Annotated in this window: 6 protein-coding genes; all 6 read left to right on the top strand. The window is 73.6% G+C overall.

Annotated elements, in window-relative coordinates:
• The 6 genes from ACFC1R_RS12670 (at position 1) to ACFC1R_RS12645 (ending at position 25,013) form a co-directional block, all read left to right on the top strand.
• Positions 1-15,390, top strand: a complete 15,390-nt coding sequence (locus tag ACFC1R_RS12670) for an SDR family NAD(P)-dependent oxidoreductase (RefSeq protein ID WP_375937253.1) — start codon at positions 1-3, stop codon at positions 15,388-15,390.
• A gap of 14 nt (positions 15,391-15,404) precedes the next feature.
• Positions 15,405-19,268, top strand: coding sequence for a type I polyketide synthase (locus ACFC1R_RS12665; RefSeq protein ID WP_375937085.1), 3,864 nt, complete (start codon positions 15,405-15,407; stop codon positions 19,266-19,268).
• 194 nt (positions 19,269-19,462) lie between these two features.
• Positions 19,463-20,263, top strand: coding sequence for an ABC transporter ATP-binding protein (locus ACFC1R_RS12660; protein WP_375937082.1), 801 nt, complete (start codon positions 19,463-19,465; stop codon positions 20,261-20,263).
• 5 nt (positions 20,264-20,268) lie between these two features.
• On the top strand, positions 20,269-22,779 hold the full coding sequence (locus ACFC1R_RS12655; protein WP_375937079.1) for an FtsX-like permease family protein: 2,511 nt from the start codon (positions 20,269-20,271) through the stop codon (positions 22,777-22,779).
• Positions 22,780-23,172: 393 nt separating this feature from the next.
• Entirely contained in the window at positions 23,173-24,405 is a 1,233-nt protein-coding gene (locus tag ACFC1R_RS12650) for a sensor domain-containing protein (protein ID WP_375937250.1), read from the top strand.
• Positions 24,369-25,013 (top strand): response regulator transcription factor, encoded by a 645-nt coding sequence (locus ACFC1R_RS12645; protein WP_045306727.1) that lies wholly within the window; start codon positions 24,369-24,371, stop codon positions 25,011-25,013. Before ACFC1R_RS12650 ends, ACFC1R_RS12645 begins: the two co-directional genes overlap by 37 nt.
• Positions 25,014-25,581 lie beyond the last annotated feature (568 nt).

Raw genomic sequence — 25,581 nt, 5'->3', positions numbered from 1 at the left:
CTGCTCGACTACCTCAAGAGGGTCACCGCGGATCTGCACCAGACCCGGCAGCGGCTGCGCGACGTGGAGACCGAGGAGCAGGAACCGATCGCCATCGTGGCGATGAGCTGCCGCTTCCCCGGTGGCGTCAGCACCCCGGAGGAGCTCTGGCAGCTCGTCGACGAGGGCACCGACGCCATCACGGAGTTCCCGGACAACCGGGGCTGGGACGTCGAGGCGCTCTACGACCCCGACCCCGACGCGTCCGGCAAGACCTACGTCCGCCGGGGCGGATTCCTGCACGACGCCGCCGACTTCGAGCCGGACTTCTTCGGCATCTCGCCGCGCGAGGCCGTGCTGATGGACCCGCAGCAGCGGTTGCTGCTGGAGGTGGCCTGGGAGGCGCTGGAGCGGGGCGGCATCGCGCCGGACTCGGTGCGCGGCGGCCGGGTCGGCGTGTTCGCCGGCACCAACGGCCAGGACTACCGGGACCTGCTGTCCAAGCTGCCGCAGGACCCCGAGGCGGCAATCGGCACGGGCACCCTGGCAGCGGTGATCTCCGGCCGGATCTCCTACACCCTCGGTATCGAGGGCCCCTCGGTCACGATCGACACCGCATGCTCCTCGGCGCTGGTCGCGCTGCACCTGGCGGTGCAGTCGCTGCGGCAGCGCGAGTGCACGCTGGCGCTGGCCGGCGGTGTCTCGGTGATGACCACCCCCGGCTCGTTCATCGCGTTCAGCCGCCAGCGGGGGATGTCCCCGGACGGCCGGTGCAAGGCGTTCGCGGACGGTGCGGACGGCACCGGCTGGGGCGAGGGCGCGGGGATGCTGCTGCTGGAGCGGCTGTCGGACGCGCGGCGCAATGGGCACGAGGTGCTGGCGGTCGTGCGGGGTTCCGCGGTGAACCAGGACGGTGCTTCGAACGGTCTGACGGCGCCGAACGGTCCGTCGCAGCAGCGGGTGATCCGGCAGGCGTTGGCCAGTGCCCGGTTGTCGGGGTCGGATGTCGACGTGGTGGAGGCGCACGGTACCGGCACCACGCTGGGCGACCCGATCGAGGCCCAGGCCCTGCTGGCGACGTACGGTCAGGACCGCCCCGAGGGGCAGCCGCTCTGGCTCGGCTCGATCAAGTCGAACATCGGCCACACCCAGGCCGCGGCCGGCGTGGCGGGTGTGATCAAGATGGTGCAGGCGATGCGGCACGGTGTGCTGCCGAGGACGTTGCACGTGGGCGAGCCGTCGACGAAGGTGGACTGGTCGGCGGGTGAGGTCCGGTTGTTGACCGAGGCGCGGGAGTGGCCCGAGGCCGGGCGTCCGCGCCGGGCCGGGATCTCCTCGTTCGGCGCGAGCGGCACCAACGCCCACACCATCATCGAGCAGGCCCCGGCCGAGGACCTGCCCGACCGCGAGCCCGGCACCGCGCCCTCGACGATCCCGTGGCCGGTCTCCGGACGGACCGCCGAGGCCCTGCGCGAGCAGGCCCGGCGCCTGGTGTCCGTGGCGGACACGGCGGACCTCGCCGACCTCGGGTTCTCCCTGGCCACGACCAGGACCGCGCACCAGTACCGGGCCGTGGTGCTCGGCCAGGACCGCGAGCAGCTGCTGAGCGGCCTCACCGCGCTGGCCGAGGGCGCGCCCGGCGTGCTGCACGGCCGGACCGCCAAGGGCCTCACCGCCTTCCTGTTCACCGGCCAGGGCTCCCAACGCGCCGGCATGGGACGGGAGTTGTACCAGGGGTTCCCGGCGTTCGCGGCCGCCTTCGACGAGGTCTGCGGCCATTTCGACGACGGCCTGCGGGACCTCGTGTTCGGCACCGACCCCGAGCCGCTGAACCGGACCGCCACCACCCAGGCCGCACTGTTCGCGGTCGAGGTGGCGTTGTTCCGGTTGGTGGAGTCGTGGGGTCTGCGGCCGGATTTCCTGGCGGGTCATTCGATCGGTGAGGTGGCTGCCGCGCATGTGGCGGGTGTGCTGTCGTTGGCGGATGCCTGTCGGTTGGTGGCTGCTCGTGGGCGGTTGATGCAGGCGTTGCCAGCCGGTGGTGCGATGGTGGCGGTGCAGGCGTCCGAGGGCGAGGTGCTGCCGCTGTTGAACGAGCGGGTGGGTATCGCGGCGGTCAACGGTCCTGCGTCGGTGGTGGTCTCGGGTGACGAGGCCGAGGTGCTGCGGATCGCGGGGGCGTTCGAGAAGACCAAGCGGCTGGCGGTCAGTCATGCCTTCCACTCGCCGCTGATGGAGCCGATGCTCGCGGAGTTCCGCGCGGTCGCCGAGAGCATGACCTACGCCAGGGCCACCGTCCCGGTGGTGTCCAACGTGACCGGCGCACTCGCCACCGAGGAGCTGAGCTCCCCGGAGTACTGGGTCCGGCACGTCCGCGAGGCGGTCCGCTTCCACGACGGCATCCGGGCGCTGGAGGCCGCGGGCGTCACCCGGTTCCTGGAGCTCGGTCCGGACGCCGTCCTGACCGCGATGACCCGGGACTGCCTGGAGTCCTCCGCCGAGGAGGGCACGGTGCTCGCCGCCGCCACCCGGCGCGAGCGCTCCGAGACCCGGACGCTGCTGACCGCGCTGGCCCAGCTGCACATCGGCGGCCTCTCCCCGGACTGGGGCGCCCTGTTCACGGGCGCGGCCCGGATCGACCTGCCCACCACCGCGTTCCAGCGCAGCCGCTTCTGGGCCGAGATCCCGGCCTCGGTCGGGGACGTCGCCTCGGCCGGCCTCGACTCCACCGAGCACCCGCTGCTCGGCGCCGCCACCATGCTGGCGGACTCGGACGGCGCGGTGCTCACCGGCCGGCTCTCGGTGCGGACGCACCCGTGGCTGGCCGACCACGTCGTCGGCGACTCGGTGGTGCTGCCCGGTACGGCCATGGTCGAACTGGCCATCAGGGCCGGCGACCAGGTCGGCTGCGGCCACCTGGAGGAGCTCACCCTGGAGGTGCCGCTGATCCTGCCCGAGCAGGACGGCATCCGGGTCCAGGTGACGGTCGGCGCCCCCGACGCGGCCGGCAGCCGTACCGTCGGCGTGTACTCGCGCGCCGAGCACGCCGCCGCCGAACAGCCGTGGACCCTGCACGCCTCCGGCCTGCTCGGCCGGGGACCGGCGGCCGCGGGCGAACGCCTCGCCGAGTGGCCCCCGGCCGGCGCCGAGGAGCTGGACACCACCGGCCTGTACGAGCGGCACGCCGCCTCCGGCCTGCACTACGGCCCGGCCTTCCAGGCCCTGCACGGGGCCTGGCAGCGCGGTGACGAACTGTTCGCCGAGGTACGGCTGGCCGAGCGGCCCGCCGCCGACGCCGGCCGCTTCGGCCTGCACCCGGCCGCCTTCGACGCCGCGCTGCACGCGCTCGCCCTGCTCGGCGACGGCTCGGACGACGAGACCGCCCGCCTGCCCTTCATGTTCTCCGGCGTCTCGCTGCACGCCGTGGGAGCCTCGGTGCTGCGGGTGCGGCTGCTTCCGTCCGGTCCCCACTCCTTCTCGGTCGACCTGGCCGACGCGACCGGCGCGCCGGTCGCCACGGTGGCCTCGCTGGCCTCCCGGCCGCTGACCAACCTGCGCCGGCCGCAGGGCGGTTCGGCCGACGCGCTGTTCCGGCTCGGGTGGAACCCGGTCCGACTGGACGACGCGGCCCCCGAGGCCGAGTACCGCGTCCTGCACAGCGCCGCCGGTGCCGACGCCGCCGCGGTGCGGGCGGCCACCGGCGCGGCGCTGGAGGCGCTGCAGGCCGACGACGCGCGGACCCTGGTCGTGGTCACCCGTGGCGCGGTCTCGGCCACCGGGGAGGACGTACCGGACCTCGCGGGTGCCGCGGTGTGGGGCCTGCTGCGCTCGGCGCAGTCGGAGAACCCCGACCGCTTCGTCCTGCTGGACCTCGACGACGCCGCCGACGCCGACGCACTCGTCCCGCACGCGCTCGCCTCGGGCGAGCCGCAGCTGGCGGTCCGGGCCGGGGCGGTGTACGCGGCCCGGCTGAGCCGGGTCGAGACCGCCTCCCACACGGCGGTGGAGTTCGACCCCGAGGGCACCGTGCTGCTGACCGGCGCGACCGGCGGCCTCGGTCCCGTGCTGGCCCGGCACCTGGTCTCCGCCCTCGGCGTCCGGCACCTGCTGCTGCTCAGCCGGAGCGGCGGCGCGGGCGACCTGGTCGCCGAACTCACCGCCCTCGGCGCCCGGGTGACGGTCCGGGCCTGTGACGTGGCGGACCGCGACGGCCTCGCCGAGGTGCTGGCGGGGATCCCGGCCGAGCACCCGCTGACCGCCGTGGTGCACGCCGCCGGTGTGCTCGACGACGGCGTGGTCGCCTCGCTGACCCCCGAGCGCATCGACGCCGTCCTGCGGCCCAAGGTCGACGGCGCGCTCAACCTGCACGAACTCACCGCGGCGGCGGACCTGCGGGCGTTCGTGCTGTTCTCCTCGGTCGCAGGCGTGGTCGGCGCGCCGGGGCAGGGCAACTACGCCGCCGCCAACGCGTTCCTCGACGCGCTCGCGGCCCACCGGGCCGCGCACGGCAGGCCCGCGCTCTCGCTGGCCTGGGGCCCGTGGGTGCCGGTCGGCGGGATGACCAGCGGCCTCGACGGCGCCGACCGGGCCAGGATCTCCCGCGGCGGCATGGCCGAGCTGTCCGCCGAGGACGGCGTGACGCTGTTCGACCTGGCCCGCCGCACCGCGCTGCCCGCCCTCGCCCCGGTGCGGCTGAACCTGGCGGCGCTGCGCGGCCAGGGCGCCGCGCTCGCCCCGGTGTTCCGCGCCCTGGTGGGCCGGACGGTACGGCGCGAGGCGGCGGCCGAGGGCTCCGAGTTCTCGTTCGCCGAGCGGATGTCCGAACTCGGCGACCAGGAACGGGCGGACGCCCTGCTGCAGCTGGTCCGGGTCCAGGTCGCGGCCGTGCTCGGACACACCTCCCCGGAGGCGATCGACCCCGGCCGCGCGTTCCAGGACCTCGGCTTCGACTCGCTCGCCGCCGTCGAACTGCGCAACGCGCTCACCGCCGAGACCGGGCACCGGCTGCCCGCGACGCTGGTCTTCGACTACCCGTCGCCCGAGGCGCTCGCCGGCTACCTCGCCACCCAGCTCGGCGGCGCGAAGTCCGGTCCCCGAAGGTCCGGCCGGACCACGGCGACCAGGACCGACGAGCCGATCGCGATCGTGGGCATGTCGTGCCGGTACCCGGGCGGGGTCACCTCGCCGCAGGAACTGTGGAACCTGGTGGCCGCCGAGACCGACGCCATCAGCGGCTTCCCGGAGAACCGGGGCTGGGACATCGACCGGATCTGGGACCCGACGCGGGAGCGCCCGGACACCAGCTACGTCCGCGAGGGTGGGTTCCTGCACGGTGCGGGTGAGTTCGATGCGGGGTTCTTCGGGATCTCGCCGCGTGAGGCGCTGTTGATGGATCCGCAGCAGCGGTTGTTGCTGGAGGGTTCGTGGGAGGCGTTGGAGGGTGCGGGGATCGATCCGCTGTCGTTGAAGGGGAGTCGGACCGGTGTGTTCGCCGGGGTGATGTACCACGACTACTTCGGTGCGTTCGGCAGTGGGAGCATCGTTTCGGGGCGGGTGGCGTACACGCTGGGGCTGGAGGGGCCGACGCTGTCGATCGACACGGCGTGTTCCTCGTCGCTGGTCGCGCTGCACCTGGCGGCGCAGTCGCTGCGGCAGGGCGAGTCCACCATGGCGCTGGTGGGCGGTGTCGCGGTGATGTCGACCCCGGACCCGTTCGTGGAGTTCAGCCGGCAGGGCGCGCTCGCGCCCGACGCCTGCTGCCGCCCCTTCGCCACCGCCGCCGGCGGCACCGTCTGGGGCGAGGGCGTCGGTGTCCTGGTGCTGGAGCGGCTGTCGGACGCGCGGCGCAACGGCCACCAGGTGCTGGCCGTGGTCCGGGGCACCGCCGTCAACCAGGACGGTGCCTCCAACGGGCTGACCGCGCCCAACGGCCCGTCCCAGCAGCGGGTGATCGAGCAGGCCCTGGCCAACGCCGGCCTCACGGCGAGCGACGTCGACGCGGTGGAGGCGCACGGCACCGGCACCACGCTGGGCGACCCGATCGAGGCCCAGGCCCTGCTGGCGACCTACGGCCAGGACCGCCCCGAGGGACAGCCGCTCTGGCTCGGCTCGATCAAGTCGAACATCGGCCACACCCAGGCCGCGGCCGGCGTGGCCGGGGTGATCAAGATGGTGCAGGCGATGCGGCACGGTGTGCTGCCCAAGACCCTGCACGTCGACGAGCCGTCCACCCACGTCGACTGGTCGGCGGGTGAGGTCCGGCTGCTGACCGAGGCCCGGGAGTGGCCCGAGACCGGGCGTCCGCGCCGGGCCGGCATCTCCTCGTTCGGGATCAGCGGCACCAACGCCCACACCATCATCGAGGCGGCCCCGGCCACCGAGCGCACCGCCGCCGCACCGGCCGACCAGGCCGCGCCCGCGACGGGTCCGTGGCTGCTGTCGGCGAAGACCCGCGCGGCGCTGCCCGCCCAGGCCGAACGGCTGCTGGCCCTCGTCGACGCCGACCCGCGGTTGGAGCCGTCGGACATCGGCTTCTCGCTGGCCACCACCCGCGCGCACTTCGAGTACCGCGCCGCCCTCACCGGGGCGGACCGCGCCGAACTGCGCGACTCGCTCGCCGCCCTGGCCTCCGGCGGCACCGCCCCAGGGCTGGTCGAGGGGGTCGCCGCCGGGTCCCGGCCGGTGTTCGTCTTCCCCGGCCAGGGCTCGCAGTGGCAGGGCATGGCCACCGAACTCCTGGCGTCCTCACCGGTGTTCGCGGCCAGGATGGCCGAGTGCGCCGCCGCCTGCGCGCCCCACGTCGAGTGGGACCTGCTGGCCGAGCTGTCCGGCTCGCTGGACCGGGTGGACATCGTCCAGCCGCTGCTCTGGGCGGTCATGGTCTCGCTGGCGCAGACCTGGATCTCGTACGGGGTGCGCCCCGCCGCGGTGATCGGGCACTCCCAGGGCGAGATCGCGGCGGCCGTCGTCGCCGGGGCCCTCTCCCTGGAGGACGGCGCCAGGATCGTCACCCTGCGCAGCAAGGCGATCGCCGAGGACCTGTCCGGCGGGGGCGGCATGATGTCGGTCGCCCAGTCCGTCGAGCAACTGGAGCAGCGGCTCGCCGCCTGGGACGGACAGCTCTCGATCGCGGCCCACAACGGCTCGGGCTCGGTCGTGGTCTCCGGCTTCGTCGACGCCCTGGACCGCCTGCAGGCCCAGCTGAAGGACGAGGGCATCCGGGTCAAGCGGCTCCCGGTCGACTACGCCTCGCACTCCGCACAGGTCGAGTCGATCCGCGGCCGGCTGCTGGAGACCCTGGCCGACGTCCGGCCGCTCCCCTCCGAGGTGCCCTTCTACTCGACCGTCACCGGTGACGTCATCGACACCACCGAGCTGGACGCCGAGTACTGGTACACCAACCTGCGCCGGACGGTGCTCTTCGAGCAGGCCGCCGGCGCCGCCGTCCGCAAGGGGCACGGCGTCTTCGTCGAGTCCAGCCCGCACCCGGTGCTCACCGTCGGCCTCCAGGAGACCTTCGACGGTGTCCGGGCCATCGGCTCGCTGCGCCGGGACGACGGCGGCCGGGCCAGGTTCGCCGCCGCCCTCGGTGAGGCGTTCGCCCACGGCATCGCGGTCGACTGGCAGACGTTCTTCGACGGCCCGCGCCCGAACCGGGTCGAGCTGCCCACCTACGCCTTCCAGCACGAGCAGTTCTGGCTGGACAGCGTGTCGGGCAACGCCGACGTCACCTCGGCCGGCCTCACCCAGACCGACCACCCGATCCTCAGCGCCGCGATGACCCGCGCCGACACCGACGGCGTGGTGCTCACCGGCCGCCTCTCGGTGGGCACCCACCCCTGGCTGGCGGACCACGTGGTCGGCGGGGAGCTGCTGTTCCCCGGCACGGGCTACCTCGAACTCGCCGTCCAGGCGGGCGACCGGGTCGGCCTCGGCCGGGTCGCCGACCTGACCCTGCACGCCCCGCTGGTGCTCCCGGAGCACGGTGCGGTCCAGCTCCAGGTGGTGATCGGCGCGGCCGAGGACTCCCGGCGCCCGGTCGGCATCTACTCACGGGCCGAGAGCGCCGAGGACGAGCTGCCGTGGACCAGGCACGCCGACGGCGTCCTCGCCCCGGCCGGCGCCCCGGCCGAGCCGGAACTCCAGGCGTGGCCGCCCGCCGGCGCCGAGCCGATCGCGCTGGACGGGCTCTACGAGCAGCTCGCCGGGGCCGGACTCGGCTACGGCCCGGCCTTCCAGGGACTGCGCGCCGCCTGGCGCCACGGCGAGGACGTGTACGCCGAGGTGGCGGTCGCCCAGCAGGTCGACGGCTTCGGCCTGCACCCGGCCCTCTCGGACGCCGCCCTGCACGCGGTCGGCCTCACCGGGATCGCCGCGGACGACGCACTGCTGCCGTTCGCCTGGTCCGAGGTGCAGCTGCACGCGACCGGCGCCAGGGAACTGCGGGTCCGGGTACGGCCGTTGGACCGGACGGGCGCGGTGTCGCTGCACCTCGCCGACGCCGCCGGCCTGCCGGTGGCGAGCGTGGGCTCGCTCGCGCTGCGGCCGATCCCGGCCGACCAGCTCGCCGCCGCCGCCAGGTCGGCGCGGGCGGGCTCGCTCTACCGGGTGGACTGGGTCCCCGCGCCGGCACCGGCCGCCGGCCCCGACCGCCGGCTGGAGGTGCTGCGCACCCCGGCCGGTACCGGTGCCGACGAGGTCCGGGCAGCCGTCGGGACCGTCCTGGACGAGCTGCGCGCCAAACTGGCCGACGAACAACTCGCCGACGCCACCCTGGTGGTGGCCACCGGCGCCGACCTGGCCGGAGCGGCGGTCGCCGGACTGGTGCGCTCGGCCCAGACGGAGAACCCCGACCGGATCGTCCTCGTCGAACTCGACGAGGACCCGGCCTCCCCGGCCCTGCTGGCGGCCGCGGTCGCCGTCGGCGAACCGCACGTCGCGATCCGGGACGGCGTGATCCGGCTGCCCAGGCTGGTCCGGGCCGATCCGGCCGAGGACGGGAGCCCGGCCGGGTTCGACCCCGAGGGCACCGTCCTGGTGACCGGTGCGACCGGCGCGCTGGGCGGACTGATCGCCCGTCACCTGGTGACCGAGTGGGGCGCCCGGAACCTGCTGCTGGTCAGCCGCCGCGGTGCGGCCGCCGACCTGGTGGCCGAGCTCACCGGACTCGGCGCCCGGGTCACCACCGCCGCCTGCGACGTGGCGGACCGCGACGGCCTCGCCGAGGTGCTGGCGGGGATCCCGGCCGAGCACCCGCTGACCGTCGTGGTGCACGCGGCCGGCGTGCTCGCCGACGGCGTGCTCTCCTCGCTCACCCCCGAACGCCTGGACACCGTGCTGCGCCCCAAGGTGGACGCGGCCTGGCACCTGCACGAGCTCACCGCCGAACTGGACCTGAAGGCGTTCGTGCTGTTCTCCTCGGCCGCCGCCACCCTCGGCTCGCCGGGCCAGGCCAACTACGCGGCGGCGAACGCCTTCCTCGACGCGCTGGCCGGTCACCGGCGGGCGCTCGGACTGCCCGCGCAGTCCATGGCCTGGGGGCTGTGGGCGCAGGCGAGCGGGATGACCGGAACCCTCGACGACACCGACCTCTCCCGGATCTCCCGGGGCGGCGTGGCGGCGCTGGAGACCGACGAGGGCCTGGCCCTGTTCGACGCGGCCATGCGGGCGCAGCACCCGGCGGTGCTTCCGATGAAGCTGGAACCGGCCGGCCTGCGGGCCCAGGGCGACGCCCTGGCACCGCTCTTCCGCGCCCTGGTGCGCACCCAGCGCCAGAGCGTCTCGGACGGTCCGGCCTCGGGCGCCGACTCGCTGCGGAGCAGGCTCGCGGCACTCCCGGCGGCGGAGCGCGGCGCGGTCCTGGTCGAGCTGGTGCGCACCCGCGCCGCCTCGGTGCTCGGGCACCGCTCGGTGGACGCGGTGGAGCAGAACCGGGCCTTCCGCGAGCTGGGCTTCGACTCGCTGGCCGCCGTCGAACTGCGCAACGCCCTGACGGCGGCGACCGACCTGCGACTGCCGGCGACCCTGGTGTTCGACTACCCGACCCCGGCCGAGCTGGCCGGGTACCTGCTCGACCAGCTGGTCGGCAACCTGGTGGCGGCGCCGGTGGCGGCGGCGCCCGCGGCGCTCGACGACGAGCCGATCGCGATCATCGGGATGAGCTGCCGCTACCCCGGCGGCGTCGAATCGCCCGAGGACCTGTGGAAGCTGGTCGTCGGCGAGGTGGACGCCGTCGGCGAGTTCCCGGCCGACCGTGGCTGGGACCTGGAGTCGCTCTACGACCCGACCCTGGACCGTCCCGGCACCAGCTACGCCAGGCACGGTGCGTTCCTCTACGACGCGGGCGACTTCGACGCCGGCTTCTTCGGCATGGAGCCGGACGAGGCGCTGGTCACCGACCCGCAGCAGCGGGTGCTGCTGGAGACGTCCTGGGAGGCGCTGGAGCGGGCGTCCATCGACCCGGCCTCGCTGCGGGGCAGCGCGACCGGGGTGTTCGCCGGCGTGATGTACCACGACTACTTCGAGAGCTACGGCTCCGGCAGCGTGGTGTCGGGCCGGGTCGCCTACACCCTCGGCCTGGAGGGGCCGACGCTGTCGGTGGACACCGCCTGCTCGTCCTCCCTGGTGGCACTGCACCTCGCGGTCCAGTCGCTGCGGCAGGGCGACTGCACGCTGGCGCTGGCCGGCGGTGTCACGGTGATGGCGACCCCGGGGACCTTCGTCGAGTTCAGCCGTCAGCGCGGCCTGTCGCGGGACGGGCGGTGCCGTCCGTTCGCCGACGCGGCCAACGGGACCGGCTTCGGCGAGGGCGCGGGCGTGCTGCTCCTGGAGCGGCTCTCGGACGCCCGCCGCAACGGCCACCAGGTGCTGGCCGTGGTGCGCGGCACCGCGGTGAACCAGGACGGCGCGTCCAACGGCATCACCGCCCCCAACGGTCCGGCGCAGCAGCGGGTCATCCGTCGGGCGCTGGCCGCGGCCGGCGTGCCGGGCGGCGAGGTCGACGTGGTGGAGGCGCACGGCACCGGCACCACGCTGGGCGACCCGATCGAGGCGCAGGCCCTGATCGCGACGTACGGCAGCGAGCACACCGACGAGCGCCCGCTCTGGCTGGGCTCGATCAAGTCGAACATCGGCCACACCCAGGCCGCGGCCGGGGTGGCCGGTGTGATCAAGATGGTGCAGGCCATCCGCAACGGGGTGCTGCCCAGGACCCTGCACGTGGACGAGCCGTCCCGGCACGTCGACTGGACCGACAGCCACGTCCGGCTGCTCACCGAGTCGCGGGAGTGGCCCGCGTACGACCACCCGCGCCGGGCCGGGATCTCCTCGTTCGGGATCAGCGGAACCAACGCGCACGTGGTGATCGAGGCCGCCCCGGCCGAGGCGCCCGCCGAGGACCAGCCGGGCGCGGTGCTGCCGGCCGGGCAGCTCCCGCTGCTGCTCTCCGGGCACGGCCCGCAGGCGCTGCGGGCCCAGGCGGACCGGCTGCTGACCCGTCTGACCGAGCGGCCCGAGCTCGATCCGCGCCGGGTCGCGGCGGCGCTGGCGACCGCGCGGACCACGCTCGCCCACCGGGCGGCGGTGAGCGGCGCGGACCGGGAGCAACTCCTGCACGGTCTGCGGTCGCTGGCCGAAGGCGCGGCCTCGCCGGCGGTCACCGTCGGCACCGCGAAGGAGGGCAGGACCGCGTTCCTGTTCTCCGGACAGGGCTCGCAGCGCGCCGGCATGGGACTGGAACTGGCCGAGGCGTTCCCCGCCTTCGGGGCCGCCTTCGACGAGGTGTGCGCGGTGCTCGACCCGCTGCTGGACCGGCCGCTGCGCGAGGTGCTGGCCTCGGCCGAGCTGCTGGAGCGGACCGAGTTCACCCAGCCCGCGCTGTTCGCGGTCGAGGTCGCGCTGTTCCGCCTGCTGGAGTCCTTCGGTGTCCGCCCCGACCTGCTCGCCGGGCACTCCGTCGGCGAGTTCGCCGCCGCCCACGTGGCCGGGGTGTGGTCGCTGGCGGACGCCGCCCGGCTGGTCGCCGCGCGCGGCCGGCTGATGCAGGAGCTGCCCGGGGGCGGCGTGATGGTGGCCGTCAAGGCCGCCGAGGCCGAGGTCGAGCCGCTGCTGACCGACCGGGTGAGCATCGCGGCGGTCAACGGGCCCACCTCCGTGGTGGTCTCGGGCGAGGCGGCGGCGGTCCGGGCGATCGCCGGCCGGTTCGAGCGGACCAGGGAGCTGGCGGTCAGCCACGCCTTCCACTCGCCGCTGATGGAGCCGATGCTCGCCGAGTTCCGGGAGATCGCCGCGGGGCTGGACTGCGCCCCGCCGCGGATCCCGATCGTCTCCACGCTGACCGGCGCGCAGGCCGCCCCGGAGGAGCTGTGCTCACCGGAGTACTGGGTGCGGCACGCGCGTTCGGCGGTGCGCTTCGCCGACGGCGTCCGGGCCCTGGAGGACGCGGGCGTGCGGCGCTTCGTGGAGATCGGCCCGGGCGGCGTGCTGACCGCGATGGCCGCCGAGTGCCTGAGCGGCGACGCCGCACTGGTCCCCGTGCTGCGCAAGGACCGGGACGAGCCGGCGGCGGTCCTCGCCGCACTCGGCGCGGTCGGGGTCCACGGCGGGACGGTCGACTGGGCACGGCTGCTGCCGTCCGGGCCCGCGGTCGACCTGCCGACGTACGCGTTCCAGCGCAGCCGGTACTGGATGGCGAGCGACGCGTCGGGCCTGCGGGCGCCGGCGGACCACCCGCTGCTCGGCACCGCCGTGGAACTCGCCGGAGCCGACGGCACGCTGTTCACCGGACAGCTGTCGCTGCACACCCACCCCTGGCTGGCCGACCACGCCATCGGCGGCGTGGTGCTGCTGCCCGGGACGGCCTTCGTGGAGATGGCGCTCGCGGCCGGTGCCCGGCTGGGGTGCGGCACGGTCGAGGAACTGACCATCGCCGAACCCCTGGTGCTGCCGGAGAGCGGCACGGTCCGCCTGCAGTGCACCGTGGAGCCGGACGGCCCGGACACCTGGACGTTCCGGGTGTACTCCCGGACGGCGGACGGCGACCCGTGGACCTCGCACGCCACCGGCGTCCTGGGCGCCGGCCGGGCCCCGGCCCCGTCCGGCCCGACGGCCTGGCCGCCGGCCGGAGCCCAGCCGGTCGAACTCGCCGGCACGTACGAGCGGCTGGCGCGGCTCGGTGCCGGGTACGGCCCCGGGTTCCAGGGGCTGCGGGCGGCCTGGCGGCAGGGCGACGAGGTGTTCGCCGAGGTCGAACTCCCCGTCGAGACCGAGCAGTTCGGAATCCACCCGGCGCTGTTCGACGCCGCCCTGCACGCGATCGGACTGCGGGAGGGGGCGGCGGAGCGGATGACGCTGCCGTTCGCCTGGACCGGGGTCGAACTGCACGCCGTGGGCGCGCGGGCGCTGCGGGTGCGGATCAGCCCGGCGGGCTCCGACGCGGTACGGATCGAGGCCGCCGACGGGGCGGGCGTCCCGGTGGCCCGGGTGGAGTCGCTGGTGCTGCGCGAGGTCTCCGCCGACCGGCTGGCCGCCGCCGCGAACCGCAACGACTCGCTGTTCGCGGTGGAGTGGGTCAGGACGCCGGGCGGCGCGACCCCGACGGCCGGACGCTGGGCGGTGCTCGGCACGCACCGGCAGCGGCTGGTCGACGTCCTGGCCGGGGAGGTCGCGGTGGTGACCGCGGTCGGCGGCCTCGACGAGGCGGCGACCGCGTTCGCGGACCCGGTGGACGTCATGGTGCTGCCCTTCGCGGGCGGCGACGACCCGCAGGCGGTCCGCGACGGCCTGGCCGTGCTGCTGGGCCGGGTGCAGTCCTGGCTGGCCGACGAGCGGTTCGCCGATTCGACCCTGGCCGTGGTGACCGGCGGAGCCGTCGGCCTCGCCGGTGAGGACGTCACCGACCTGGCCGGTGCGGCGGCCTGGGGGCTGATCCGCTCGGCGCAGTCGGAGCACCCCGGCCGGATCGTGCTGGTCGACCTGGACGACTCCGACACCGGGTACCGGCTGCTGCCGGCCGCCGTCGCCTCCGGGGAGTCGCAACTGGCGCTGCGTTCGGACGTGTTCAGTGCACCGAGGCTCACCAGGGCCGCGCTGCCCGCCCCCGGGGCTCCGGCGGGCTGGGCCGACCGCGTCCTGATCACCGGCGGGACCGGTGCGCTGGGCCGCCTGGTGGCACGCCACCTGGTGACCGAGCACGAGGTGCCGCGCCTGCTGCTGCTCAGCCGGAGCGGTCTGCGGGCCCCCGGCGCGCAGGAGCTGCAGGCCGAGCTCACCGGGCTCGGCGCCGACGTGGCCGTCGTCGCCTGCGACCTGGCGGACCGCGAGCAACTGGCGCAGGTACTGGCCGAGTACCCGGTCTCCGGAGTCGTGCACGCCGCCGGTGTGCTCGACGACGGCACGGTCTCCTCGCTCACGCCCGAGCGGCTGGCCGCCGTGCTGCGGCCCAAGGTGGACGCGGCGTGGAACCTGCACGAGCTGACCAAGGACCGGCCGCTGACGGCGTTCGTCCTCTTCTCCTCGGCGGCCGGCCTGCTCGGCAGCCCGGGACAGGCGAGCTACGCCGCCGCCAACGCGTTCCTCGACGGCCTGGCCCGGCACCGCAGGGCGGTCGGCCTCCCGGCCGCTTCGCTGGCCTGGGGCGCGTGGTCCGGCAGCGGCGGCATGGCCGACCGGCTCGGCGAGGCCGACAGCCGCCGGCTGGCACAGTCCGGGGTGGGCGCGCTCACCGAGGAGGCCGGCCTCGCCCTGTTCGACGCCGCCGTCGGCAGCGACGAAGCCGTCCTGATGCCGGCCCTGCTCGACCTCGCCGCACTGGCACAGGGCAACCGGGTCCCGCCGCTGCTGCGCTCACTCGTCCGCTCGTCGTCCCCGCGCCGGGTCGTGCAGGCCGCCTCGACGGCCTCGGCCGCGCTCCGGCGCAGCCTGGCCGAACTGCCGGCCGAGGAGCGTACCGCGCGGCTCCTCGACCTGGTCGGCACCCAGGCGGCCGGGGTGCTCGGAACCGCCGAGGTGGCCCTCGACCGGGCGTTCAGCGAGCTCGGTTTCGACTCGCTGACCGCGGTGGAGTTCCGCAACCAGCTCAACGAGGCCACCGGGCTGCGGCTCTCGGCCACGTTGATCTTCGACTACCCGAACCCGTCGGCCCTGGCGCAGCACCTGGAGGCCGAGCTGGCCCCGGCCGACGGAGCGGGCGGCGGTGACCAGGAGGACGCCGTCCGCCGGGCGCTGGGAGCGATCCCGCTGGCCCGGCTGCGCGACTCCGGCCTGCTGGACAGCCTGCTCGAACTGGCCGGGCTGAAGCCGCAGCCGGAGAGCGACGAGCGGGCCGAGAGCGGCGAGTCGATCGACGCGATGGACGCCGAGAGCCTGATCAGCCTGGCACTCGACGACCTCGCCGGGGAGGACGACGCCCTGTGACAAGGAGTGGGAACGTGGCTCAGTCCGAGAAGCCGGACACCAGGATGCTCGAAGCGCTCCGCGCCTCGCTGAAGGAGACCGAGCGGCTGCGGGAGCAGAACCGCAAGCTGACCGCGACCCTGCGCGAGCCGATCGCGATCGTGGGCATGTCGTGCCGGTACCCGGGCGGCGTGGCCTCGCCGCAGGACCTGTGGGACCTGGTGGCCGGGGGAGGGGACGGAATCACCCCCTTCCCGGCCGACCGGGGGTGGGACACCGACCTCTACGACCCCGAGCCGGGCCTGGAGGGCAGGTCCTACACCGCCGAGGGCGGGTTCCTGCACGGTGCGGGTGAGTTCGATGCGGGGTTCTTCGGGATCTCGCCGCGTGAGGCGCTGTTGATGGATCCGCAGCAGCGGTTGTTGCTGGAGGGTTCGTGGGAGGCGTTGGAGGGTGCGGGGATCGATCCGCTGTCGTTGAAGGGGAGTCGGACCGGTGTGTTCGCCGGGGTGATGTACCACGACTACTTCGGTGCGTTCGGCAGTGGGAGCATCGTTTCGGGGCGGGTGGCGTACACGCTGGGGCTGGAGGGGCCGACGCTGTCGATCGACACGGCGTGTTCCTCGTCGCTGGTCGCGCTGCACCTGGCGGCGCAGTCGCTGCGGCAGGGCGAGTCCACGCTCGCGCTCGCCGGCGGGGTCACCGTGATGGCCTCGCCCGGCACCTTCGTGGAGTTCAGCCGCCAGCGGGGGCTCTCCCCGGACGGCCGGTGCAAGGCGTTCGCGGACGGTGCGGACGGCACCGGCTTCGCCGAGGGCATCGGTGTCCTCGTACTGGAGCGGCTGTCGGACGCGCGGCGCAACGGGCACGAGGTGCTGGCGGTCGTGCGGGGTTCCGCGGTGAATCAGGACGGTGCTTCGAACGGTCTGACGGCGCCGAACGGTCCGTCGCAGCAGCGGGTGATCCGGCAGGCGTTGGCCAGTGCCCGGTTGTCGGGGTCGGATGTCGATGTGGTGGAGGCGCACGGTACGGGGACCACGTTGGGTGATCCGATCGAGGCGCAGGCGTTGTTGGCGACGTACGGTCAGGACCGTCCGGAGGGGCGGCCGTTGTGGTTGGGGTCGGTCAAGTCGAACATCGGTCACACGCAGGCGGCTGCGGGTGTGGCGGGTGTGATCAAGATGGTGCAGGCGATGCGGCACGGTGTGCTGCCGAGGACGTTGCACGTGGGTGAGCCGTCGACGAAGGTGGACTGGTCGGCGGGTGAGGTCCGGTTGTTGACCGAGGCGCGGGAGTGGCCCGAGGCCGGGCGTCCGCGCCGGGCCGGGATCTCCTCGTTCGGGATCAGCGGCACCAACGCCCACGTCATCATCGAGGCGGCCCCGGCCACCGAGCCCGCGCCGGACCCCGCGCCCGACCCCGCGCCGGCCAGGGTCCTGTGGCCGCTGTCCGCACGCGGGCCGCAGGCGCTGCCCGCCCAGGGCGAGCGGCTGCACGCCTTCGCGGCGGACCGGCCGGAGCTGGAACCGGGCGCGGTGGCCAGGGCGCTGGGCACCAGGCGGTCCGTCTTCGAGCACCGGGCCGCCGTGGTCGGCGCGGACCGGGAGCAACTCCTGCTCGGCCTGCGGGCGCTGGCCGCCGGGGACAGCTCCCCGAACGTCGTCCGAGGCCGGGCGCGCACCGGTACCAGGACCGCGTTCCTGTTCACCGGGCAGGGCGCGCAGCGGCTCGGGATGGGCGCCGAACTGCGCGCCCACCAGCCGGTGTTCGCGGCGGCCTTCGACGAGCTGAACGAACACCTCGGGGTCGGCACCGCCGACGTCCTCTTCGGTACGGACGCCGAGCAGGTCGACCGGACCCTGTACGCCCAGACCGGTCTGTTCGCCTTCGAGGTGGCGTTGTTCCGGTTGGTGGAGTCGTGGGGTCTGCGGCCGGATTTCCTGGCGGGTCATTCGATCGGTGAGGTGGCTGCCGCGCATGTGGCGGGTGTGCTGTCGTTGGCGGATGCCTGTCGGTTGGTGGCTGCTCGTGGGCGGTTGATGCAGGCGTTGCCCGCCGGTGGTGCGATGGTGGCGGTGCAGGCGTCCGAGGGCGAGGTGCTGCCGCTGTTGAACGAGCGGGTGGGTATCGCGGCGGTCAACGGTCCTGCGTCGGTGGTGGTCTCGGGTGACGAGGCCGAGGTGCTGCGGATCGCGGGGGCTTTCGAGAAGACCAAGCGGCTGGCGGTCAGTCATGCCTTCCACTCGCCGCTGATGGAGCCGATGCTCGCGGAGTTCCGCGCGGTCGCCGAGAGCATGACCTACCACGAGCCGGTGATCCCCCTGGTGTCCAACCTCACCGGGCGGTTGGCGGACCCGGAGCTGCTGCGCGACCCCGGCTACTGGGTCCGGCACGTCCGCGAACCGGTCCGGTTCGAAGCCGGCGTGCGCGCGCTGGCCGAGGCCGGCGTCGGCCGGTTCGTGGAGCTCGGTCCGGACGCCGTCCTGACCGGGATGGCCCGGGAGAGCGCCGGCGCACCGGACGCGGCCTTCGTCGCGCTGGGCCGCCGACGCGGCTCGGAGACCGCGGCCCTGCTGTCCGGACTGGCTCGGCTCTACGTGGACGGCCTGTCCCCGGACTGGCAGGCGGTGTTCCCCGGCACCGGGCAGGCCCCGCTGCCGACCTACGCCTTCCAGCACCAGCGGTACTGGCTGGCGGCGGACGTCGCCCTGACCGTCGGCGCGCTCAGCACGCCCGAGCAGCCCGCGGCCGAGGAGCGGGAACCGCTGCGCGAGCGGCTGGCCGGCGCGTCCGAGGCCGAGCAGCAGCAGCTACTGGTCGAGCTGGTGCGCGCGCAGGCGGCCGCCGTCCTCGGCCACCCCGGGCCGGAGTGGATCGAGCCGGACCTCGGCTTCCTGGAGGCCGGGATGGACTCGGTCTCCGGGACGGAACTGCGGACCGCACTGGCCTCGGCGACCGGGCTGGCCCTGTCGGCCGGCGTCGTCTTCGACCACCGCACCCCGGCCGAACTGGCCGGCCACCTGCGTACCGAACTGCTCCACGGCGGCTCCCGGCCGCCCGCGGCGGCGGCCGAGGACCTGGAGTCGATCAGCGGCCTGCTGCGCAGGGCGGCCGCCGACGGCCGGATGATGAAGGGGATGAGCCTGCTCAACGCGGTCGCCGAGATCCTCCCCTCGTTCTCCTCGGCGGCCGGGGCGCCCCGGCCGGCCGAGCCGGTGCGCCTCGCCCAGGGCGACCAGGGACCCAAGCTGATCTGCTTCCCGTCCCCGATGGCACTCGGCGGAGCCCACCAGTACGCGCGCCTCGCCTCGCACTTCCGCGGCCGCCGGGAGGTGCTGGTGCCACCCGTGCCGGGATTCGGCCCGGGTGAGGCGCTGCCGCTCTCGGTGGACGCCGCAGTCGAGTTCTTCACCGAGGGCGTGCGGGCCGCGGCGGCGGGGGAGCCCTTCGTCCTGGTCGGCTACTCCTCCGGCGGCCAGTTCGCGCACGCGACCGCGGAGGCGCTGGAGAAGGCGGGCACCCCGGCCGACGGCGTGGTGCTGATGGACACCTACCTGCCCGACACGGAGGGCCAGGACGAGCTCTGGCCCCAGATGTTCCGGGGCATGCTGGACCGCGAGTCCTCGTTCGGCCGGTTCAGCGCCGCCAGGCTCGCCGCGATGAGCCGCTACAGCGACCTGATCGTGGACTGCCTGCCCGGCACCCTGTCGGCCCCGGTGCTGTTCGTCCGCCCGGCCGAGTCCTTCGCCGAGGGACCGGGTACCGAGAACTGGCGCGCCTCGTGGCCCGGCGAGCACGTGCTGCGCGAGGTGCCCGGCACCCACTTCACCATCCTGGAGGAGTCCGCGCCGGCCGCCGCCGAGGCGATCGACGACTGGCTGTCCACCCTCGGACGCTGACCCGTTCACCCGGGGCGCGGGGCCCTGCTCGACGCAGCGGCCCCGCGCCCCTTCGCATACCCGTGCAACGACGGCGATGGTAGAGAAACCTCTACCTCGGATACGCCAACCAGTGCCAATGTGCCGAACTGCCTCCGCTCCTACCGTGGATGTCAGTTAGCGCGAGGTGCGTGACAATCCGGTGGGGAGTTCCAGTGCACACTCAGGAAAGCGGTCAGCAGACAGTGGCCGTGCGGCTGGAAGCGGTCGAGAAGATCTACGGCAAGGGCGACAACGAGGTGGCCGCGCTCAAGAGACTGAGCATGACCTTCGAGACCGGCACCTTCACGGCCGTCATGGGCCCCTCGGGATCCGGCAAGAGCACGTTCCTGCACTGCGCCGCCGGTCTGGTCCAGCCCACCTCGGGCGCGGTCCTGGTCGGTGACACGAACCTCGCGGACCTCGACGAGGTGCGGCTGACCAAGCTGCGCCGCGACCGGATCGGCTTCATCTTCCAGTCGTTCAACCTGCTGCCGGCACTGACGGTGATGCAGAACATCGTGCTGCCGCTCCAGTTGGCCGGCAAGCGTCCGAACAAGAACCAGATCCTGATGGTGGTCAACCGGGTCGGCCTGGCCGACCGGCTGAACCACCTGCCCGGCCAGCTCTCCGGCGGTCAGCAGCAGCGGGTGGCGATCGCCCGCGCCCTGGTGACCCGGCCCGCCGTCATCTTCGCTGACGAACCGACCGGCGCACTGGACACCCGGACCGCGGCGGCGGTGCTCGGCCTGCTGCGCGAGTCGGTGACCGCCAGCGGCCAGACCCTCGTCATGGTCACCCACGACCCGGTGGCCGCCTCGTACGCCGACCGCGTGGTCTTCCTCGCGGACGGCCGGTTCGTCGGCGAGCTGCGCCAGCCGACCGCCGAGGCGGTCGCGGCGCGGATGACCAGGCTCGGCGCCTGGGACGACGAGAACCACGAGTCCTCCTCGGCACTGGCGGGGGGTGGACGCTGATGTGGATGCTGGCGTTCCGCACCCTGAAGTTCCGTAAGATCGGCTTCATCGCCACCTTCGTTGCGATGTTCCTCGGTGCCGCGATCGTGATGGCCTGCGGCGGACTCATGGAGACCGGCGTCCGGATGGCGGCCCCGCCGCAGCGGCTCGCCGGGGTACCGATCGTGGTGACCGGTCAGCAGACCTACGACTCCACGGCACTGACCGAGCGCAACCGGATCGACTCCGGCGTGGTCGATGCCGTCAAGGCGGTTCCCGGCGTCGCCCGGGCGATCACCGACCTGTCCTTCCCGGCGACCGTGCTGACCGGCGGCAAGCCGGTCTCCACCGGGTCGGCCGGCCACAACTGGACCAGCTCGGGCCTGACGCCCTACACCCTGACCCAGGGCGCGGCCCCGGTGGGCACCGGCCAGGTGGTCCTCGACGCGACGCTGGCGGCCGACTCGGGTGCCTCGGTCGGCTCCGGCGTCGACCTGGCGGTGCACGGCGCCACCCGGAAGTTCACGGTGGCGGGCATCGCCCGGCAGGACGCCGACCGAACGACACAGCCCGCGGTGTTCTTCTCCGACGCCGAGGCGCAGCAACTGGCCGGCTCCGGCGGCAGGTTCGACTCCGTCGGCGTCCTGCCGACGCCGGGAGTGGACGTGCCCGAGCTCGGCAGGTCCGTGGAGTCGGCGGTGAGCGGCAAGGCCATGGTGCTCACCGGTGAGCGGCGCGGCCTCGCGGACCTGCCGGGCACCCTCTCCAGCCAGCGCACGGTGACCATCCTTGCGGCGATCTTCGGCAGCTGGGCGGTCCTGATCGTGATGTTCGGCGTCGCCTCGACGCTGGGGCTGTCGCTGCAGCAGCGGGCGCACGAGATGGCGCTGCTGCGGGCGATCGGCACCACCTCCCGGCAGGTGCGCCGGATGATCCTCGGTGAGACCGCGGTGCTGTCGGTGCTGGCCACCGCCCTGGCGGTGGCGCCCGGGTACGTCGTCGGCAAGCTGCTGTTCGACCAACTGACCGGCAACGGCGTGGTGTCGAAGGCGATCACCTTCCACGAGGGCTGGATCCCGATCACGGTCGGTGCGTTCGCGGCGATCGCGGCCGCCCTCGGCGCGACCCTGTTCGCCGGCCGGAAGGCGGCCAGGACGAAGCCGGTCGCGGCGCTGGCCGAGAGCACCGTCCAGACCCGCTGGTTCACCCTCACCCGGCTGCTGCTGGCGCTGTTCTTCCTGGTCAACGGTGTCACCCTGTCGGTCATCACGGCGACGGTCATGACCGACGGCCCGACCCTGGCGAGCACTGCGGGACCGGCCTCCGTGCTCTTCGCGATCGGCCTCGCGCTGCTGGCGCCCGGCATCACCAAGGCCGTGGTGGTGGCGCTGAGCTGGCCGGTGCGCCTGCTGACGGGCCTGTCCGGGTACATGGCCATCCGCAACGCCACCACGAACAACGTCCGGATGGCGGGCGCGGTCGCACCGATCGTGCTGCTGATCGGCATCGCCACCGGCACGCTGTACATGCAGTCCACGGAGGACCACGTCTCCGCGAAGAGCTACTCCAGCAACGTGCTCGCCGACTACGTGCTCGACTCCTCGACCGGCGGCTTCGGCCCGAACGTGGTCGGTACGGTCCGCGCCGTCCCCGGCGTGGCCGGCGCCTCGGAACTGGTCACCTCGAAGGGCTTCGTGGACGCCTCCGGCGGAAGCACCGACATGGACCTGCGCGGCGTGTCGGCCGACGGGGCCGGGCAGACCATCGCGCTCGACTCGCTCACCGGCTCGATCGGCGAACTGCAGGGCGACACGGTGGCCCTGTCGGACAAGCAGGCGGAGAAGTTCGGCGTGCGGATCGGGGACTCGCTGAAGATCCACTTCGGCGACGGCGTCGCGGCCGCCCCGAAGGTGGTCGCCCTCTACGCCGACAACCCCAAGCAGGAGTACCTGCTGCTGCCCTCCACCGTGCTGGCCGCACACACCACCGCCGGCCTGCCGAAGCAGATCCTGGTCCGCGCCCAGGCGGGCGCCGACTCCGGCCAGCTCCAGGCCCACCTGGACACGGTGGCGGCCTCGGTGCCCGGCACCAGGATCGCCGACCGTTCCACGCTGACCAGCGAGAACTCCCAGATCCAGCAGATCCTGGTCTCGTCCAACTACACCATCGTCGCCATGATCGTCGGATACGCGGCGATCACCGTGATCAACACCCTGGTGGCGGTGACCCGCAAGCGGCGCAGCGAGTTCGGCCTCCAGCGGCTGACCGGCGCCACCCGGGCGCAGGTGATCGGGATGCTGAGCGTCGAGGGCGCCCTGGTCGCGGTCATCGCGACCGTCCTCGGCACCATCGCCGCGGCGACCACGATCGTCCCGTACAGCCTGGTCAAGGCGGACTCGCCGCTGCCGTCCGGCTCGATCGGCATCTACCTGGCGATCATCGGCGGCGCTCTCGCACTGATCTTCGGCGCGACCCTGTTCCCCTCCTGGAGGGGGATGCGGACGCCGCCGATCGAGACGGCCAGGACCCCCGCCTGACCGGAAACCCGGGGCCGCTCCTCCGTCGTCGGACGGGGGAGCGGCCCCGTGGTGCGACCGGCCGCACGTGGCCCGGATCCGGCCGACCACCAGTCAACTCGTCACGGCTCGTTGAGATTTAGTAGCGTGGCGATCACCGGGAAAACCCGCTAGCCTCGTCCGGGCGGTGCGTCTACGCACCCGAAGGACGCGGGGCTCGCGGGATCGCTGCTGTCACGGATGGACGATCACTCTGGTGTGCTTCGATTACCGCACGAACGTACGGCCCGGCTCCTCAGGTTCCGGCTCCGGCTTACGCACGGCCCCGGACGACTCCCGGTGAGCACCGGAGCCCTGCTCCGCGAGGTGCCCGCCCGGTTCCGCCGGGCCTGCGGAGACCTGGTGGTCGGCGTGATGATCGCACTCGGGGCCATGGCGTCCGTCTGCCTGTTCCTGGTCACCGCCTATTTCGTGATCCTCTTCGTCATCGGCATCGGCGCGGTCATGCTGCCGATCGTCACCAAGGCGGTCCGCTGGCTCTGCAACGCCAGCCGTCGCACCGCCGGACGGTCCGGTGTCCCGGTCGCCGTCCCGTACCGGCCGGAGCCCAAGGAGTTCGAGAAGGACATCGTCGGGTGGATCCGCCGCTGCAAATGGATTCTGACCGACCCCGCCAGCTGGCGGGACCTGCTGTGGCTGCTGCTCAACTCGGTGGTCGGCATGATCGGATTCCTGCCCGCCGCGATCCTCTACTACGTCCTCGAAGGGCTGGCGTTGGCCGGCGGCCTCTGGCGGCCCGTGCTGCAGGCCCGCGGCAGCGGCCGGGAGTACTTCTTCGTCCCGGTCCAGGGCTCGCCGAGCGCCCTGCTGGCCGCGGTCGCCGCGGTGGCCCTGTTCTTCGCCTGGATGTGGGTCAGCCCGCCGATCCTCAAGGCGCACGCGTACTTCACCCGCTTCCTGCTCGGCCCGACCGAACGGGCCGTGCTCGCCACCAGGGTCCGGCACCTGGCCGAGACCCGGTCCGGCGCGCTGGACGCAGCGGCCGCCGAGCTGCGCCGCATCGAACGCGACCTGCACGACGGCGCCCAGGCCAGGCTGGTCAGCCTCGGAATGACCCTCGGGGCCGTGGAGCGGCACCTCGACAGCAACTCGGACGAGGCACGCAGACTGCTGCTCGACGCCCGCGCGTCCTCCGTGTCGGCCCTGCGGGAGCTGCGTGACCTGGTCCGCGGCATCCACCCCCCGGTCCTCGCCGAACGCGGTCTCGCCGACGCGCTGCGGGCCCTTGGACTCGCGAGCCCGCTCCAGGTCGAGGTGACGGTGGACATCCCCGGCCAGCCGGCCCCGCCGCTCGAGTCCGCCGTGTACTTCTCCGTGTCGGAGCTGTTGACCAACGCACTGAAGTACTCCGGTGCGGACCACGTCGAGGTCGCCGCCTGGCACGACGACGGCGTGCTGCACACCCGGGTCACCGACGACGGCCGCGGCGGCGCCGACGCCAGCAAGGGCACCGGGCTGCACGGCATCCGCCGCCGACTGGCCACGTTCGACGGAACCCTGGACATCAGCAGCCCTCCGGGCGGTCCGACCGTAATAAAGATGGAGATACCGTGCGTGTTGTCCTCGCCGAAGACCTCTTCCTCCTGAGGCAGGGGCTGATTCAGCTCCTTGACGCATACGGATTCGAGACCGTGGCCGCCGTGGACAACGGTCCGGACCTGCTCGAAGCCGCCGCCAGGCACCGTCCCGACATCCTGATCGTCGACGTCCGGCTACCGCCGACCTTCACCACCGAAGGCCTGAAGGCGGCACTCCAGGCCAGGCGCGAGATCCCCCGCCTGCCGATCCTCGTGCTCTCTCAGCACGTCGAGCAGATGTACGCCCGGGAGCTCCTCGCCGACGGCACCGGCGGGATCGGCTACCTGCTCAAGGACAGCGTCTTCGACAACGAACAGTTCATCGACGCGATCCGCCGGGTGGCCGCCGGCGGTACCGCCATGGACCCCGCCGTGGTCTCGCAGCTGATGGTGAGCCACGCCCGCGACGAGCCGCTCGGCGCGCTGACGGCACGTGAACGGGGCGTACTGGAACTCATGGCCGAGGGCTGCTCCAACACCGCCATCGCCCAGCGCCTCTTCATCACCGAAGGCGCGGCGGCGAAACACATCTCCAACATCTTCGTCAAGCTCATGCTGCCCCCGGACAGCGACAGCAACCGGCGGGTCCTCGCGGTCCTCGCCTACCTCAATGCCTGACGCCCCCGCTTCCGCGCCCAGCACACCGGGCGCGCGAGCGGCGCCGCCGCACTCGGGCATCCCGCCGTTCCGGGGGCGACGAGTACGTGCTGTCGACCGGGTCGACCGGTCGACCGGCTCCAGGTGCGGGCGCACCCGATGCTCGGACTCGCCTTCCCCCGGCCGGACCAGCTCGGGTTTGCCCCCGGTCCCCGATGGGGGTAGTGTTCTCTAGTCGCTCGGCAGGGAGCACCGGACACGCATCGGCGCGGACGGTCCCGGGGCGGCCAATCCTCTGAAACACCACTTCTTCTGTTCGAGCTGAGTCGTGCTCCGGCATGTCTTGGCTGGAATTGTTGTGTGTTTTTCTGGATTGTGGTCGGGTTCGCTTCTCGGAGCGGCGATCGGCTAAGGTTCAAGGCGTCGGACAGGCCGTCAGGTCGGTTCGGCGAAAGCCTCCTGAAAGCCCGGGAAGCGCGAAAGACGGTCAGAGTGATCTGATAGAGTCTGGATCGCCGAAAGGCCGAAGGAAAGCGGATCGGGTGAGTGAAACTCCGGAAAACGGAGCGGAAAACATCTGATAAGCTGG

It is taken from the genome of Kitasatospora sp. NPDC056138 (assembly GCF_042264695.1).
Classification (GTDB): Bacteria; Actinomycetota; Actinomycetes; order Streptomycetales; family Streptomycetaceae; genus Kitasatospora.
Note: the sequence above shows the minus strand (reverse complement) of the source record. Positions and strands in the feature narration are given on the sequence as shown.

Coding starts and splice junctions, on each gene's coding strand:
- ACFC1R_RS12655 (WP_375937079.1), top strand. CDS start 20,269: ATGCTGGCGTTCCGCACCCTGAAGTTCCGTAAGATCGGCTTCATCGCC.
- ACFC1R_RS12650 (WP_375937250.1), top strand. CDS start 23,173: ATGATCGCACTCGGGGCCATGGCGTCCGTCTGCCTGTTCCTGGTCACC.